The sequence below is a fragment of the Vulgatibacter sp. genome (genome assembly GCF_041687135.1).
Taxonomy (GTDB): Bacteria; Myxococcota; Myxococcia; order Myxococcales; family Vulgatibacteraceae; genus JAWLCN01.
The window spans coordinates 125,163-141,262 of the sequence record NZ_JAWLCN010000013.1 but is presented as its reverse complement, the minus strand read 5'-3'; the positions used below and the strand labels follow the sequence as shown (position 1 = coordinate 141,262).

At 68.5% G+C, this 16,100-nt stretch carries 9 protein-coding genes and 1 pseudogene; 7 read left to right on the top strand and 3 right to left on the bottom strand.

Annotated features, from left to right (window positions below; translation table 11 throughout):
- Positions 1-588 precede the first annotated feature (588 nt).
- The 4 genes and pseudogenes from ACESMR_RS21790 to ACESMR_RS21775 form a co-directional block, all read left to right on the top strand.
- On the top strand, positions 589-726 hold the full coding sequence (locus ACESMR_RS21790) for a hypothetical protein (RefSeq protein WP_373049239.1): 138 nt from the start codon (positions 589-591) through the stop codon (positions 724-726).
- A 379-nt stretch (positions 727-1,105) separates the two neighbouring features.
- Positions 1,106-3,406 (top strand): vWA domain-containing protein, encoded by a 2,301-nt coding sequence (locus tag ACESMR_RS21785; RefSeq protein ID WP_373049238.1) that lies wholly within the window; start codon positions 1,106-1,108, stop codon positions 3,404-3,406.
- Between the two features lie 2 nt (positions 3,407-3,408).
- The gene (locus ACESMR_RS21780; RefSeq protein ID WP_373049237.1) at positions 3,409-5,070 is read left to right on the top strand and encodes a DUF4215 domain-containing protein; all 1,662 of its coding nucleotides are present in this window, start codon (positions 3,409-3,411) and stop codon (positions 5,068-5,070) included.
- 311 nt (positions 5,071-5,381) lie between these two features.
- A pseudogene (locus tag ACESMR_RS21775) lies at positions 5,382-6,723 on the top strand (IS3 family transposase); the annotation flags it as partial.
- A gap of 148 nt (positions 6,724-6,871) precedes the next feature.
- Here ACESMR_RS21775 and ACESMR_RS21770 read toward each other — a convergent pair.
- Positions 6,872-8,482: a hypothetical protein gene (locus ACESMR_RS21770; protein ID WP_373049236.1), complete on the bottom strand. Its 1,611-nt coding sequence runs from the start codon at positions 8,480-8,482 to the stop codon at positions 6,872-6,874.
- Here ACESMR_RS21770 and ACESMR_RS21765 point away from each other — a divergent pair.
- The 3 genes from ACESMR_RS21765 to ACESMR_RS21755 all read left to right on the top strand — a co-directional run bounded on the left by ACESMR_RS21765 (position 8,448) and on the right by ACESMR_RS21755 (position 12,743).
- Positions 8,448-10,817 (top strand): penicillin-binding protein 1A, encoded by a 2,370-nt coding sequence (locus tag ACESMR_RS21765; RefSeq protein ID WP_373049235.1) that lies wholly within the window; start codon positions 8,448-8,450, stop codon positions 10,815-10,817. The two genes, ACESMR_RS21770 and ACESMR_RS21765, sit on opposite strands and share 35 nt — an antisense overlap.
- Before the next feature lie 52 nt (positions 10,818-10,869).
- The gene (locus ACESMR_RS21760) at positions 10,870-11,832 is read left to right on the top strand and encodes a DUF748 domain-containing protein (RefSeq protein ID WP_373049234.1); all 963 of its coding nucleotides are present in this window, start codon (positions 10,870-10,872) and stop codon (positions 11,830-11,832) included.
- Between the two features lie 239 nt (positions 11,833-12,071).
- Positions 12,072-12,743 (top strand): hypothetical protein, encoded by a 672-nt coding sequence (locus ACESMR_RS21755; protein ID WP_373049233.1) that lies wholly within the window; start codon positions 12,072-12,074, stop codon positions 12,741-12,743.
- Between the two features lie 54 nt (positions 12,744-12,797).
- On the opposite strand, the gene ACESMR_RS21750 is transcribed toward ACESMR_RS21755, so the two are convergent.
- Both ACESMR_RS21750 and uvrB read right to left on the bottom strand, forming a co-directional pair.
- Positions 12,798-13,754 (bottom strand): M28 family peptidase, encoded by a 957-nt coding sequence (locus ACESMR_RS21750; protein WP_373049232.1) that lies wholly within the window; start codon positions 13,752-13,754, stop codon positions 12,798-12,800.
- Positions 13,755-13,884: 130 nt separating this feature from the next.
- A complete protein-coding gene (uvrB, locus tag ACESMR_RS21745; RefSeq protein ID WP_373049231.1) occupies positions 13,885-15,987 on the bottom strand; it encodes an excinuclease ABC subunit UvrB in 2,103 nt (700 codons plus the stop codon).
- Between the last annotated feature and the right edge of the window lie 113 nt (positions 15,988-16,100).

Sequence of the window (16,100 nt, the reverse complement as noted above, 5' to 3'; positions counted from 1 at the left end):
CTACCTGAGCCGCGATGGGGCATTCCGTGGCGGGGCTCTCGCGGGCCTCCGGCCTCCGGACCGCCGATCGCGGAAGGCGTTTCTTTCACAGTCTCTGAGAGTTTGTGAAACAAACTCTCCAGCGGAGCCGAAGGCGGAGCGAACGCAAAAAGGAGCGTCTCTCGCGCGAAGCGCGAGCGAAGAAAGCGGGCCGGCGCTTGCCGGACCGATTTCTTCACACGCTCTGAGAGGGCAGCGGCCCTGCCTGCCACTTTCGAGCGGTCCTCTCGCTCATGCCGGCGGCTGCAGCGGCCGCCTCCAACGTCTTGCCATCCATGCGCTTCTTCCTCAGCAAACGGACCTGCTCGTCGGTGACCATTGGGGCGTTCTCCGCCCCGGAGCCTGCCCGAATCCGGGTGGCTCTCGGCCTGCCAACGAGCGTCCGCGCAGCGCACGAACCGGCAATTCTATTTGTCGTCGACCGGCAGCCTTAATTGTCGCTGGTCACCCGCGGATCCCGCTCGACAACAACGCGACCGAACGTTCGCTGCGTGGCGTGGTGGTGGGTCGGAAGAATCACTAGGCTCCCGTTCCCGGCGTGGCACCGAAGTGGCCGCCGTGATGTACAGCCTGTTCGAGAGCGCCAAGCTTGCCGGCATCGAACCGAAGGCCTACTTCCGCCTCGCGATCTCTGCCGCGCTCCGCGGCGAGACGCCGCCGCTGCCTCACGAGTGCGCCGCGCACTGACGCGCGCTCGTGCCCCCGAAAACAATGCAACCGTCGCTCGACCCCGGCGCGCTACGCTAGGTGGCCAGGCAAAGTTACCTTTAGATGCGATCGCCCTGCCGCGAACCCGCGGCGGCAGGGCGTGAATAACGTCGGCTCAAGCCATCAGCAGGATGCTCGTGGAGACGATCGAAAAGAACATCGTGCCGGATTCGGGCTCTCCGGCGCTCCCGGCGGGCGACGAGGTTCATAGAGGCTTCAGGTTGACCACCAAGGCAGACGGCGGCTATGGTACTCCGTTAACTATACATGTACCCGAGGTGACCAGTTGGAGCTTTGCTCTCGTTTCTTACGCAGCTGTCCAGGACTTGCATTCTCGGTCTTCTTGGGGGCAATCGTAATGCCGTCCCCCGCTGCGGCCGGCCAAGGGCAAGTTGAGATCGACGGGTCGGTCGGGCTCATCGACCTCCTTGTCCATATCAATCCGGCCACGGGCGCGCAGATCGCGGACCTGGAAAAGGTCCTCGACGATGCAAGCAAGACCGTGTGGGATGCGACTGACGGGCACTTCCGCATTCGCGAGGTGACCTTCGTGCCTGATGACGATATGTCCTTCGTCAGTGCGGACATCCGGGTGATGGCCACCAGCGACTCGAAGACGACGGGCAATCTCCCCGGAATCGGCGGTAATTCGCACGTCCAACTCGGGTGGCAGAACGCCCAGAGCAAGATGGGGTATACGCTCGCGCACGAACTCGGGCACTACGTCTTAGGGCTCTACGATGAATACGAGATGGGTGGCGATCTGCAATGCAATTCCGTCCCGTACGGATATTGCGTCCCGACGGATCAGGTCGACCACGAGCACTACTGCCTCATGCAATCAGTGCAGCACCACTACGACCACGACAACAATCCAGCTACCGAAGAAGTCGAAGTCGCCGAGTTCTGCGTGCCCGCGAACCACGATCTTGATGGTCAGGAGGACTTCTGCATAGCAGGAGTCAAGAGCCTGCGAACGCAGCAGACTTCTTACAACGGAATGTCGTGCTGGGAGACCATCGAAAGTCTGTATCCGTTTGTCTCCAGGCCGACCAGCCTCCCGCAGGAGAATCCGCCCACCGGTTACGTCCAGCCCACCTTCATCGACAGCCGAGACGTGGCGACCGTGCTGCTGCTGGATCGGTCGGGCAGCATGGCTTGGAGCACGGCTGATGACCGTGGCGAGGTATGCGACAACGGAGTAGATGACGACGCGGATGGCAAGGTGGACGAAGATGGCACGGTTGACGTAAACGATGCTTGCACCGGAACGCGCCTCGACTTTCTGAAGGCGGGGATGCGCGCGTACCTCGACGACGCGGCGTCCGACGGAGCTGGAAACAACCAATTCGGAGTCGTGTCCTTCTCCGGCTCGGTGATCACCGACAGGCCGCTCGCCACGCTTTCGTCGTCGAACCTCGCAGCGCTCAAAAGCGCGATCGACGCACTCACACCGGGGGGCGCTACGGCCATCGGCGATGGCCTCGTTGAGGCTGCTTCCGCGCTGTCCGCGATCAGCGACACGTACGTCAAGCGGATAGAGCTCTTCAGCGACGGTGTATGGAACAGCGGAATTGATCCAATCGAAGTCGCGCGCGATCTCCGCGTAGAGGGCGTTGTCGTCAACACCATTGCCGCAGGGCAGGCGGTCGACAGCTACGTGCTCGCTGCGATCGCCCTACTAACCGGCGGCTCGCAAGACAGCGGTGGTTCGCCTGCCTTTGGCCTGCAGTCTGCCAGCGCGCTGCCTGGAACGTTTGACGACGGCGGCTCGCGTGCAAGCTACTCGTTTGGGCGGAACCCCGACAATCTGGTCGGGAGCTACCTGAACCGCTGGGCTCGATCCTCGGGGGGCGTCTCGATCATCCCGGAGCAGCCGTATCACACCAACCTTCCCCAGAGCGGGGGCACGGTGCCGCTCCACGAGATCCCGGCCGATGCTTGGTTCACCGGGGCAGACGGTCTGAACTTGATTCCGGACGGTGCCGAGATCAATCGGATGCGCTTCGAGATCGCGCCGGATACGCAGTCCTTCACCCTCGTGCTCGCCGGCAACCTTTCTCAGATGTCACGATTTGCCGTGTCCGCGACCCTGATTGCACCCGACGGCTCGATCCGATCCCTTAGCAATCCCGGGGCCGACGCTCAATTCACACACGACCCGTTCTACGAGATGATTCGGGTGAGCCAGCCGTTGGCGGGCGAATGGACCGTAGAGATCCAGAGCGCCAGCTCGGATTGGCCCGCGCAGACCGGATACCTAACCGTGTTCGCTCGGCAGCCCCTACAGAGGCTGGCCATCAAACTCTCGAAGCGCCTCCCATCGGTCTCGGACCAGGTCGAGGTGGTCGTGGAGCCCATCTACGTGACGACCATCCGCGACCTCGGGACGCTCGGCTTGCGGGTCACTGATCCAACCGGCGGCGTACAGTCTTTTCCCCTTGTCGAGAACGCGGACGGAATCTACCAGGCCACAATTTCTGGCCTCGCGTTTAAGGGTTCGCACCAGGTCACGGTCATCGCCGAGACGGATGCCAACAGCTGGCGAGGTACGCAGACTGGGCCAGCCGCGATTCCGACACTCCGCATGGGGGCCTCGGATGCGTTCTTCGTGATCGACGGTACGGACGTTGCTCCTGTGCCCCGGCCGGAGGGGTGAGATTGGCGGTAGGACGGATCATCGGTCTCGTTGTGCTGTCGTTGCAGCTCGCAGGCTGCGGCGACGAGCCGGACATCGTCTGCGAAGTCGCCTCCTGTGAAAACGTCTGCGGAGACGGGGTCGTGTCGGCAGGGGTCGACGAATGCGACGACGCCAACGACGACGAGGGAGATGCTTGTCTGCCTACTTGCACACTCGACCGGTGTGGAGATGGAATCGTCCATGCCGACACGGAGGAATGCGACGACGGTAACGAGGACGAATCAGACGCTTGCTTGCGCACTTGCACGCTCGCCCGGTGCGGCGATGGAGTCGTCCACGCCGGGGTGGAGGAATGCGACGAGGGAGAGCGCAACTCCGATGCCGGCCCGGGTACTTGTCGCAGCAACTGTACGCTTCCGCGTTGCGGCGACGGCGCCGTCGACCCGGGCGAATCCTGCGATGACGGGAACACGGTTGACGACGACGGCTGTGACGCCGATTGCAGCTTCCCCGATGTGGTCCAGCTCGTTTCGGGTTCCGGGAGCAACTGCGTCCTCTTCGACGCGGGCAACGTGCGTTGTTGGGGGTCGAACGCATTCGGCGAGCTCGGCTACGGGCATTCGGAGCGCATCGGCGACGACGAGCCCGCGGGTGCCTTCGGCGATGTCGATATCGGCGGGCGAGCGGTGCAGATCGCGATGGGAAGCAGGCACACCTGCGTGTTGCTCGAATCGGGGAGCGTCCGCTGCTGGGGGCAGAACTGGAGGGGCCAACTCGGCCCTGATGTCACGGATGACGTCCTCGGCGACGAGCCGGGAGAGATGCCGCCACCCGATTTGCCGATCGGCGGCCCCGCCGTGGGGATCTTCGCGAGCCCCTGGCACACCTGTGTAGTGCGTGACGACGGGGATGTCCGCTGCTGGGGAAAGCCGCCTGTCGACCGGATCCCGGGGTTGGAGAACGTCGATGAGGTTGGCGTCGTCCGCCAGCTCGTGTTCGGGGCTTGGCATGCCTGCGCACTGCTCGACCCCGGCAGCGTCAGGTGTTGGACCACGACGGTCACCGGATACCATGGCTACGGCCACACGAACTCGGTCGCACTGGAGGATGCGGATGTCGTGGACGTAGGTGGCACCGTCGTCCAACTCGATTTGTCTGGCGAACATACCTGCGCCGTGCTCGAGAGCGGCGCGGTGCATTGCTGGGGAAACGGCGCAGACGGCAGGCTCGGCTACGGAAGCGTCGAGAACGTCGGCGATGACGAGACGCCCAGGGACGCAGGCGCCGTCGGCCTGGGCGAGCCGGCGGTGCAGGTCGCCGCGGGCGAATTCCATTCCTGTGCGCTGCTGGCTTCCGGGAGGGTGCGCTGCTGGGGGCAATTGTGGTATGGCCAGCTCGGCTACGGAGATCGGTTCCCCCGGACCGCTCAAGGCGGTGCCCCCCTCGCCCTCGGCGACGAAGCTGGCGAGATGCCACCGCCCGAGGTGGACGTCGGTGGACGAGTTGTCCAGATTTCGGCTGGTGCTTCCCACACCTGCGCTCTCCTCGATCACGGCGGGGTGCGGTGCTGGGGCGGCGGTGGCTACGACTACCAGCTTGGATACGGCCGACCCATTAGCTTGGACGAGCCCCCGGCCAGCGCGGGTGACGTACCGCTCTATGCGAACGAGCCGCCACCGTGAGACCCGCATCGGTTGCACGCCCCAGGGCACCGCTTCCACCGCACGACTCTACTAGAACAGCCTTGATGCCTTCAGCAGAAGGCCACCGAAGCCTACCGAGCGGCGATGAACGGTTGGGCCTGGGCAGCTGCGGAATTGTGGCGCGGATCTCGTTCGGCTTGGAGGAAGGATTCCGGCAGGCCCCTCTCTGTCAACGTGCGTGAGACAGCGCACCTCGGGTAGTTTACCGACGAGGGCGAGCTCACGGACTGCATGATGGAAGCAGCGAAGAAGGTGGCGCCCCCGGAGGTGGAGGTGTCCGCCAAGCCGCCAGGAAGTTCACCGCGGAGTACAAGCGGAAGATCCTCGAGGAAATCGACCGCTGCACCGAGCCAGGAGAGATCAGCGCGATCCTCCGGCGAGAGGGCCTGTACTCATCGCACCTGGTCGAGTGGCGCCGGGCTCGGCGTGAATTCGGCAATGCCGGTCTCACGCCCAAGAGACGCGGGCCGCCGCAGTCGAAGGTCGTCGATGAGCGCGACCGCAAGATCGCCGAGCAGCAGCGAGAGATCGCGAGGCTGACCGCCCGGGCGAAGAAGGCCGAGGCCCTCGTCGAGTTGCAAAAAAAGTCTCGGAGCTGCTGGGGCTCGACCTTGCCGACAGCAGCGAGGAGAACTCGTGAAGGTCGTGGCCGAGGCTGCGGAGACGCTGGGTATCGCTGCCGCGTGAGATGCAGTGGGGCTCGCGCGCGCCACCTATTACCGCCGCATCGTGAAGCCGAAGGAGCGGGCTGCGCGCCCGCCCTCGCACCGCGCGTTGCCGCCGGAGGAGCGCAAGGAGGTTCTCGGCCTCCTGCACAGCGAGCGCTTCATCGATGCCGCCCCCGCTCAGGTGTACGCGGCCTTGCTCGATGAGAGCAGGTACATCTGCAGCGAGCGCACGATGTACCGGATCCTCGAGGCCAACAAGGAAGTCCGGGAACGGCGCGACCTCCTTCGGCACCCGGTGTATGCCGCGCCGCAGCTGCTGGCGACGAAGCCGAACGAGCTGTGGAGCTGGGACATCACCAAGCTGCTCGGCCCGCAGAAGTGGTCGTACTACTACCTCTACGTGATCAAGGACGTGTTCAGCCTATACGTCGTCGGCTGGATGGTCGCCGAGCGGGAGACGGCGATGCTGGCGGAGAAGCTGCTGGCGGAGACCTGCGAGCGCCAGGGGATCCTTCCCGGCCAGCTCACGGTGCACGCCGACCGCGGCTCTCCGATGATGTCCAAGACGGTTGCGCACCTCTACGCCGACCTCGGCGTGACGAAGACCCACTCGCGCCCCCAGGTCTCGAACGACAACCCCTTCTCCGAGTCGGGGTTCAAGACGATGAAGTACCGGCCTGACTTCCCTGAGCGCTTCGGCTGCCTACCGGATGCCCGCGCCCACAGCCGGGAGTTCTTCGACTGGTACAACCACGTGCACCGCCACTCCGGGATCGGCCTGCTGACACCCTACGAGGTCCACCACGGTCTCGCCGCGCAGCGTGTCGAGCAGCGCGCTGGTGTCCTCGCCGCTGCCTTCGCCGCCCACCCTGAGCGATTCCCTCGCGGGCTACCCAAGCCGCCGCAGGTGCCGACGGCGGTGTGGATCAACAAGCCCAACCTGACGGAGGTGCCTGCTCAGTAAAGAAGGCCAATCGCTGTCTCGTGTACGTTGACAGGTTCCGGGGAGCGGCGAGTGGTTACCGTACTCCCAAGTCCACCCCTATGACCCTCGACCAGATCGTTCAGCCGATCGCAGCGGTCGAGTAGGCCAGATGCTGCCGCGACGCCACCTACTCCGTGCGCGCCTGGGGCTCGAGGCGGGGAACACCCTCGAGCAGGGGCCCGTCGATGGGCCAGCCGGGATCGGCGGCGCGCAGCAGCCGGGCCGATCGGCTCGCGTCGTCGGCGCGGCCGAGCTGCCGCAGCGCCTCGGTGCGCAGCGCGAGGGCCTCGGGCATCCACGGGCTCTTCGCCAGCGCCGCGTCCGCATCGACCAGCGCCGCAGCAGGCTTGCCTGCCACCAGCCGCGCCCCGCCCCGCACCACCAGCTCCACCGGCTCGTCGGCGACGTGGAGCTCCGCCGGCACCTCCTCCGGCGCCACGACGAGCTTGCCCCTGGCCCGGATCCGCGCGGCGGTCTCGGGCATCCCCAGCTCCTCGGCCTTGCGCGAGGCGAGGGCCCAGTCGCCGGTGGCCACGCCCAGGGACATGGCGAGCTGCGAGGCCTCCTCCTTCGCCCCGCGCTCCTCCAGCGTGGGGATGAAGGAGAGCGCCTCGTCGTAGCGTTCCTCGCGGACGCGCAAAGCGACGCGGCGGCGCACCGGCTCGGGGTCGGCGGGATCGGCGAGCTGCCACCTGGCGAGCAGCCCGTCGTAGGGCGGCGCCTCGCCGCCTGCCTCGGAGATCGCCACCTGGATCCCGATCACTGCCACGTCGCCGTCGTAGCGCGGCGGCAGTTTCTCGAGGAGCGCCGAGGCGAGATCGAACTCCCGCACCTCCACCATCGACCGGGCCCGGGCCACGGCGAAGCGGAGCTGGTCGGGGGCCTTCGCCTGCACCAGCTCCCAGGCCCTGCGCGCCTCCTCCTCGAGCCCCATGGCGCGGATCGTCGCCGCCTCGTCGGCGCGGTAGAGCACGCGGAAGGGCTGGGCCAGGCTCGCCCGGGTGAAGGCGGCGCGGGCAAGCTGGGGCTGGCCGCGCTGCAGCGAGCGGCGGGCGTTGACCCACTGGTTCAGCGCCAGCTGCGGATCGACGAGGAGCGAGCGGGTGATGATGTCGCGCCGCTTGTCGCCGACCAGCTCCTCGCCCACCCCCGGCAGCACGCCGTACCAGGTGGCGGCGCTGCGCCCGGCGAGCAGGATCGCGTAGGGATCCCGCGAGAGCGGCTGCTCCCAGGCGGCGGCGAGCTCCGGCGATGGCGCACGTCCGAGTCGTGCCGCCGCATCGCGGAGCAGGCTGGCGAGCGCAGGCTCGGGGCGCTCCCGCGGCGCCGCAGCGGCGACGTCCGCGCACGCCCCGGCGGGATCACAAAGCGAGACGGAGAAGCGCACGCCCTCCGGCGCCGGCGCCACCTGCACCGCGGCGCTCCACACCGAGCGGCCGCTGCGCAGCGCGCCCACCAGGCCGGGGCTCGGCGGCACACCCTCCACCACCGGGATCACGTCCTCCAGATCGGAGAGGCCGCTCTCCAGCGAGGCGGTTGCGAGACCAAGCATCTCCTCGCGCCAGCGCAGCTGCGGCCCTTCGCGCTGCGGGACGAGACGGACCTCGGCGATGGTTCTCTCCGTCGCCGCAGGGCTCGCCCGATCGATCGGTGCGGCCGGAGCCGCCGCCGGAGTAGGCTGCGCCGAACACGAGATGGTGCCCATGACGACCATGCCCGCGAGGATCGCCCGCTTCATTGGAAGGATCCTCGTCCGCTTCGCCCGCATCCTGCTGCTCCTCGGGATCGTCGCCGCTGCAGCCGCAGCTGCGGGATACCACTGGCTGGACGAACACATCCTCTCCACGCTGCCTGCCGACCTCTCGTCTTTTCGGGAGTACCGGCCGCCGACCGTGGTGAGCGTGAAGGCCTCCGACGGCACCGAGATCGATCAGTTCTACCTCGAGCGCCGGATCTGGGTGCCGCTCTCGGAGCTGCCGCCCGCTGCGTGGCAGTCCTTCATCGCCGCGGAAGATCGTCGCTTCCTCAAGCACGGCGGCGTGGATCTCTTCGGCATCGCGCGGGCCCTCTACACCAACTTCCAGGCGGGACGGAAGGTGCAGGGCGGATCCACCCTCACCCAGCAGCTCGTGAAGAACCTGCTCGTCGGCCACGAGCGAAGCTACGAGCGCAAATTGAAGGAGGCGGTGCTCGCCTTCCGCCTCGAGCGTGAGCTCACCAAGGAGGAGATCCTCGAGCTCTACGTCAACTACGTCTTCCTCGGTTCGGGGAACTACGGCCTCGAGGCAGCGGCCCGCGACTACTTCGGCATCTCCGCCCGCGAGCTCAATCCCGGGCAGGCGGCGCTGCTCGCGGGGCTCGTCCCCGCGCCGTCGCGCTACTCGCCGCGCACCCACCCCACCGCTGCGCAGTGGCGCCGTTCCGTGGTGCTCCGAACGATGGTGGAGGAAGGCTTCGTGCAGCAGGAGGAGGCCGAGCGCTACCTCGGCGATCCGGTGATCGTGCCGCGCGACGCGGGCAGGCACCACGGCGAGGCGATCGCCTACGCCACCCAGGTGCGCCGGGAGATCCGGCGGATCATGGGGGAGCGCGAGGCCTGGGAGCACGGCCTGCAGGTGCAGACGCCCCTCGATCTCGGGGTGCAGCGGGTGGCGGATGGCGCGGTCCGCCGCGCGCTCCGATCGCTGGAGGAACGGCAGGGCCGGCGCGGCGCGATCAAACACCTCGAGCCGGCGGAGTGGGAGGGCTTCACCGCCCGCGCCGCGGGGCTGGTGCGGGACGTGAAGAGCGGCGCGGTCCTCGCCCCCGACAAGGGCGACTGCTTCCAGGCGCTGGTCGGTCCGGCGCAGGGGCTCGAGAATCTCTGGGCAGGTCCCTTCCGCTACCGCCTCGCCGCAGCGGACCGCGCGGTGCGGGTGCGCAGCATCCTCCCCGAGAAGCCTGCGCGCCCGCTGCAGGAGCAGGTGCGGCCCGGCGACGTGCTCCGGGTCTGCAAGGCCGACGGCGACGAGGTGCGGCTCGAGGAGCGTCCCTGGGCGGAGGGCGCCGCGGTGGTGGTGGAGAACGCCACCGGCAGGATCGTCGCCCTCGTCGGCGGCTACGAGGTGGGCATCGAGGGCTTCGTGCGCGCCACCCAGGCGCGGCGGCAGCCCGGCTCGTCGTTCAAGCCCTACGTCTACGCGGCGGGGCTCCTCGAGGGGAAGACGCAGATCGACACCGTGCTCGACGCGCCGATCTCCATGCCCGCCGGCGGCGGCAGGACCTGGAGCCCGAAGAACTACACCAACGACTACAAGGGCCCGCTGCCGATGCGCCGGGCGATGGCCCAGAGCCTCAACACCGTCGCGGTGCGCCTCGCCCTCGACGCGGGGCCGGCGCAGGTGGCCCGCCTCGCCGAGGCGATGGGCGTGCGCACGCCGCTGCGCAAGGACATCACCATGGCCCTGGGCTCCAGCGAGGTGACGCCGATGGATCAGGCGATGGGCTACGCCACCATCGCGCGGATGGGCGTGCCCACCGATCCGGTCTACATCGACAAGCTCACCGACGTGCGCGGCAGGATCGTGGGCAGGGCCGGCGGACCGATCCACCTGGATGGGGAGACGCCGGCGAAGCTCCCCGGCGGGCCGCTGCCCCGGGCGCTCCCTGCAGGCGTGGCCTACGAGCTCGCCGACATGCTCCGCGAGGTGGTGCGGGGCGGCACCGCCCGGGCGGCGTACAAGGCCGACTACGATCGCGCGGGCAAGACCGGCACCACCAACGGCTACGTCGACGCGTGGTTCGTCGGCTTCACGCCGCGCTACACGGTGGCGGTCTGGGTGGGCACCGACGGCACCTTCTCGCTCGGCGAGAAGGAGACCGGCGGCCGCACCGCGCTGCCCGCGTGGATCGAGATCGTGGAGGCGCTGGAGCAGCCTGCCGGGGAGCGCTTCGCCGTCCCCGACGACGCGGTGCTGGTGCAGAGCGAGCAGGGCTGGGTGGGGCTCGCCAGGGCCCACGTCCCGGCGAAGGTGCTCCACACGCCCGACCCGGGCGCAGCTCCCCTGCCGGCCTTCCCCGGCGCCGGGCGCTGAGCCCGCGGCTCCTCGACGCTCCACGCCGCTCCCGGATGATCATCTTCGGGGCATGCGCATCCTCCTCGTCATCGCCACCGTCGTGATCGCTCTCCTCCTCGTGGCTGGGTTCGCGCTGCCGGGGGAAGTGGCGCGGCGGGTCGAGACCTCGCTCGGCGGCGAGGGCTACGCGGCGGAGGTCGGCGGCGTCTCGATCGGCTGGTTCGAGGGCCGCGTCACCCTGCGCGACCTGCGGATCGAGGACACGAGCAGCGGCCAGGCGCTGCTCCAGGCGCCCGAGGTGGCAGTCGACGTCGCCCTCGGCTCCCTGCCCTTCGGCACCATCCACGTCGAGAGCGTGCAGGTGCCCGGGGCGACGCTCGATCTCACCGGCGACCAGGCGCAGCGGGAGCGCTGGATGCAGGCCCGGCGCGAGCGCTTCGCCGAGGCGCCGCCGGTCCACGTGGCGCGGGTCGAGGCGAAGGGCGCCACCGTGCGGCTCTCGGCGGAGCAGCTCGGCGAGGATGCGGTGCTCGCCCCCACCGACCTCGTCGCCACCGATCTCGGCAACCGGCCCGGCGCCGGGAAGCTACCGACCACGGCGCATATCACCGCCACCGTGGAGCCGGGCGGGCTGCTCCGCGCCACCTTCCGCACCGACCCGGCAAGCGATCGTCCCATCTTCGCGCTCGATCTGCAGGGGACCAACCTGCCGCTCGAGCTCGTGGGCCAGCAGCTCGGCCTGGAGGTGACGGGCGGCAGGGCCTCGCTCGATCTGCAGGCCTCCCTGCGCGAAGGCGCCTACGAAGGCGAGGTGCAGGTCGACCTCGAGAACGTCGAGCTGGAGGAGAAGGGTGGCTTCCTCGGTGGGCTGAAGGCGGAGGTGGCGGAGCAAGGCGCCGGCGCAGCGGAGGGGCTCGGCCTCCTCGAAAGCGAGTCCTCGTTCAGCGGCACCATCGAGGACCCGGACGCCACGCTGGGCAGCGCCCTGCGCATCGTGCTGAAGAAGGCGCTGCAGGAGGCGGCGCCGGCCTGAACCGCTACGCCGCGGGGGTGACGAACGCTCGCATTGACCAACCGCTCGCCAGACGCTGCGTTGCGTGCTGGCGTTTGCGGGTCCGGTCGACACGCAGGGTGCCGACGTGTCGGCCCGCACCCGCCGCGCTCCATCCCCGGTCGGGGCGTAGAAACCTGCCCAGAAACCATTTACGCTTTTCAACTTGGTGGCTGCCGGGCAGCACAGTTCTATCGGGTTCCAGCGCGAGGGGGCGGACGATGGCACGCAAGCCGAAGAAGGGGACGCAGGCCGAGCTCGATCTGCCGGAACGGAATTGGGGCGGAGCGCGCAAAGGCGCCGGCCGCAAGCCGAAGGGCCCGCGTCCACTCGGCGATCGCCCCGCGGTGCCGCACCTCCGCCGCGTCGAAATCGAGCGCCGGCACCCGGTGCACGTCACCGTGCGGATGATGCCGGAGGTCTGGAGCCTGCGGACCAATCGCGCCTGGAACGTGCTCTCCCGCGCCCTGCTGGCGGTGCGCGAAACCGGCGCGCGCCTCACCCACTACTCGGTGCAGGGCAACCACCTCCACCTCATCCTCGAGGTGGAGCACCGGCGGAACCTCGCCCGCGCGATGCGCTCCCTCTCCATCCGCGTGGCGAAGGGGCTCAACCAGATGATGCGCCGCAGCGGCCGCGTCGTAGCCGACCGCTACCACGCCGCCGCGCTCCGCACGCCGACCCAGGTCCGCAACGCAATCCGCTACGTGCTCTCCAACACCCGCAAGCACATGCTCGAGCGCGGCGAGAAGCTGGAGCCCGTCACCGCCGACGCCTACGCAGCAGGCCCCGCCACGCACGTGCCGCGGACGATGCGCCTGCGGCCGAGCGCCCTCCTCCTCGAACCAAGAACGTGGTTGCTCAAGGACGGCTGGAGACGAGCGCAGGCGTAGGCCGGTGCACGGCGTTCGCAAATCGCGAACCGCGAATCACGAACGAGACCCCGCCTACTTCGCCGGCGCGCCGCGGCGGATCCAGGTCAGCACCACGTCCGCCACCTCGGCCATGCCCTTGGGCTCGATCTTGTCGAGGGTGTCCTCGTGGGTGTGCCAGTGGGGGTCGTCGAGGTCGATGAGGTCGACGGCGGGGAGGCCACGGGCGATGAAGGGCAGGTGGTCGTCGAGGACCTGCTGGCCCGGCGCGTCGACGAAGGAGCGGTAGCCCTTCTCCTTCGCGATGGCGAAGAGCTGGTCGAGCAGCGCCCTGCCCTCGGGCTTGCTGTCGGAGATCCCCTCGCGGCGGATCCGCAAGCCCTTGCGCGCCACCATGTCGACGATGACCACGGAGCGCGGCACCGAGACGCCGGTGCGGAACCAGCGCTCGGCCAGGTCCTTGGAGCCGTAGAACCACTCATGGAGGTTGCCGTCGAAGCCCTCCTCGCCGTCGAAGAAGGCGAGGTCGACGCCGAGTCCCTCCGGCGGCGGGTTCTTGGCCAGCGCGTCGGCGATGCCGAGGAGCACCGCCACGCCGGAGCCGCCGTCATTGGCGCCGGTGATCGGCTGGTCGCGCCTGGCGGGATCGGGATCCCGCTCCGCCCAGAGCCGCGTGTCCCAGTGGGCGCCGAGGAGGATGCGGTCCTTCGCCTCGGGGCGGAAGGAGGCGAAGACGTTCTCGAGCTCCCAGGGCCCGGCGGGCGTCTGCGCGGTGAGGGGCAGCACCTGCACCTTCGCGCCGGTGGCCTCGAGGCGGGAGACGATCAGGTCGCGCACCCGATCCTTGCTCGGCATGCCCTCCGCAGCGGGGCCCGCCTCCACGTAGGACTTCACCGTGGCGTAGAGCGACTCGGCGGAGATGGGCATGCCGTCTCCCCGTGCGTGGGCAGGTCCGCGCAGGGCGATCAGCGCGCCGGCCCCGAGGATGCCGGCGGCGCCGAGCGCCGAGAGGATCGAACGGGTGCGACTCATGAGCGAACGGTAACAGAGCCGAGACGGTGGAGCATCTGCGCTTCACAGCCGCAGCCGGGCCAGCGCCGCGGCGCGGGCAGGCGCAGCGTGCGCCACAGCGAAGCGACGAGGCGCCGCAAGGTGCGCCGCCTCATCGACGGGCCCGCTTCTTCGCAGGGTAGCGACCCTTCGGCCCGCCCCGGCTGCCGCGATCGCGCTTCGGCCCCGCGGGACCGCCGCTCGTCTGCAGGATCGCCGGCTTGAGGCCGAGGTCCGCGTCCTTGAGGGCGTTGATCTGGTCGCGCAGCATCGCCGCCTTCTCGAACTCGAGTTCCTCGGCAGCCTGCTGCATCTCCTTGGTGAGCCTGCCGATCTCGCGGTGGATCTCGCCGGGCGAGAGGTACTGCGCCTCGTCCTCCGCGGCCACCGGCACGGTGGAGTAGTCGCCCTCCACCGCTGCGCCCATCTCGAGGATGGTCTTCTTCACCGTGGTCGGCGTGATCCCGTGCTCTTCGTTGTACTTCCGCTGGAGCTCGCGACGGCGGTTGGTCTCGTCGATGGCGATGCGCATCGACTCGGTGATCTTGTCGCCGTACATGAGCACCCGCCCGTTCACGTTGCGGGCGGCGCGGCCGATGGTCTGGATCAGCGAGACCGACGAGCGGAGGAAGCCCTCCTTGTCCGCGTCGAGGATCGCCACCAGCGAGACCTCGGGGATGTCCAGGCCCTCGCGGAGCAGGTTGATGCCCACCAGCACGTCGAACTCGCCCTTGCGCAGGCCGCGGATGGTCTGGATCCGCTCGAGGGTGTCGATGTCCGAGTGGAGGTAGCGCACCCGTACGCCGACGTCGGTGTAGTACTCGGTGAGGTCCTCGGCCATGCGCTTGGTGAGGGTGGTCACCAGCACGCGGTCGCCCTTCGCCACCAGGGTGTGGATCTCGCCGAGCAGATCGTCGACCTGGGAGCCGACCGGCCGCACCTCGATCTCGGGATCCATCAGGCCGGTGGGCCGGATGATCTGCTCGACCACCACGCCCTGCGCCTTGTCGAGCTCGTAGTTCGCCGGTGTGGCCGAGACGTAGATCGCCTGGTTCACCAGCGCCTCGAACTCCTTGAACTGCAGCGGCCGGTTGTCGAGCGCCGAGGGGAGGCGGAAGCCGTAGTCCACCAGCGTCTCCTTGCGGGAGCGGTCGCCGCGGTACATGGCGCCCACCTGGGGAACGGTCTGGTGGCTCTCGTCCATGACGAGGAGGAAGTCCTTCGGAAAGTAGTCGATGAGGCACGGCGGCGGCTCGCCGGTCTTCCTGCCCGAGAGGTGGCGGGAGTAGTTCTCGATGCCGTTGCAGAAACCCATCTGCTCGAGCATCTCGAGGTCGAACATGGTGCGCTGCTCGAGGCGCTGCTGCTCCAGGAGCTTGCCGCCGTCGCCCAGGTGCTGGAGCCGCTCGCGCAGCTCCTCCTGGATCGAGCGCAGCGCGATCTGCCGCCGCTCCGGCGCGGTGACGTAGTGGCTGTTGGGGAAGATGGCCACCTTGTCGAGGCTCTGGAGCTTCAGGCCGCGCAAGGGATCGATCTCGCTGATCGCCTCGACGGTGTCGCCGAAGAACTCGATCCGGATCGCCTTCTCCTCCTCGTAGGCGGGGAAGACCTCGATGGTGTCGCCGCGCACCCGGAAGGTGCCGCGGTGGAAGTCGATGTCGTTGCGCTCGTACTGGATGTCGACGAGGGCCCGGAGGAAGCGGTCGCGGAGGAACTCCTTCCCCACCTCGATCGATTGGAGCATCCCGTAATACGACTCGGCGGAGCCGATGCCGTAGATGCAGCTCACCGAGGCGACGATGATCACGTCGTTGCGGGTGAGGAGCGAGTGGGTCGCCGCGTGGCGCATCCGGTCGATCTCGTCGTTGATGGCCGAGTCCTTCTCGATGAAGGTGTCGGACGACGGGACGTACGCTTCCGGCTGGTAGTAGTCGTAGTAGGAGACGAAGTACTCCACCGCATTGTGCGGGAAGAGCTCCTTGAGCTCCCCGTAGAGCTGCGCGGCGAGGGTCTTGTTGTGGGCCATCACCAGCGTGGGCTTGCCCGTCTGGGCGATCACGTTGGCGATGGTGAAGGTCTTGCCCGTGCCGGTGGCGCCGAGGAGGACCTGGTGCTTGTCGCCGCGGTGCAGGCCCTCGACGAGCTCCTGGATCGCCCGGGGCTGATCGCCGCTCGGCGTGTATTCGGTGACGAGCTGGAAGGGGGTCTGCGCCATACGCATGAGAACCTCTGGAGGCCGCTGTGCCATCCCGGCCGGCACCTGCCCGCCTGTACAGGCCATCATGCCCACCGCCCGCCTGCCCGCGCCAACGAAAAAAGGCCCGCCCC

What these genes read in the sequence shown, in the direction of transcription:
- ACESMR_RS21785 (WP_373049238.1), top strand. Translation starts at nt 1,106, where the DNA reads ATGCCGTCCCCCGCTGCGGCCGGCCAAGGGCAAGTTGAGATCGACGGG.
- ACESMR_RS21765 (WP_373049235.1), top strand. Translation starts at nt 8,448, where the DNA reads ATGACGACCATGCCCGCGAGGATCGCCCGCTTCATTGGAAGGATCCTC.
- ACESMR_RS21770 (WP_373049236.1), bottom strand. Translation starts at nt 8,482, where the DNA reads ATGAAGCGGGCGATCCTCGCGGGCATGGTCGTCATGGGCACCATCTCG.
- ACESMR_RS21760 (WP_373049234.1), top strand. Translation starts at nt 10,870, where the DNA reads ATGCGCATCCTCCTCGTCATCGCCACCGTCGTGATCGCTCTCCTCCTC.
- ACESMR_RS21755 (WP_373049233.1), top strand. Translation starts at nt 12,072, where the DNA reads ATGGCACGCAAGCCGAAGAAGGGGACGCAGGCCGAGCTCGATCTGCCG.
- ACESMR_RS21750 (WP_373049232.1), bottom strand. Translation starts at nt 13,754, where the DNA reads ATGAGTCGCACCCGTTCGATCCTCTCGGCGCTCGGCGCCGCCGGCATC.
- uvrB (WP_373049231.1), bottom strand. Translation starts at nt 15,987, where the DNA reads ATGGCGCAGACCCCCTTCCAGCTCGTCACCGAATACACGCCGAGCGGC.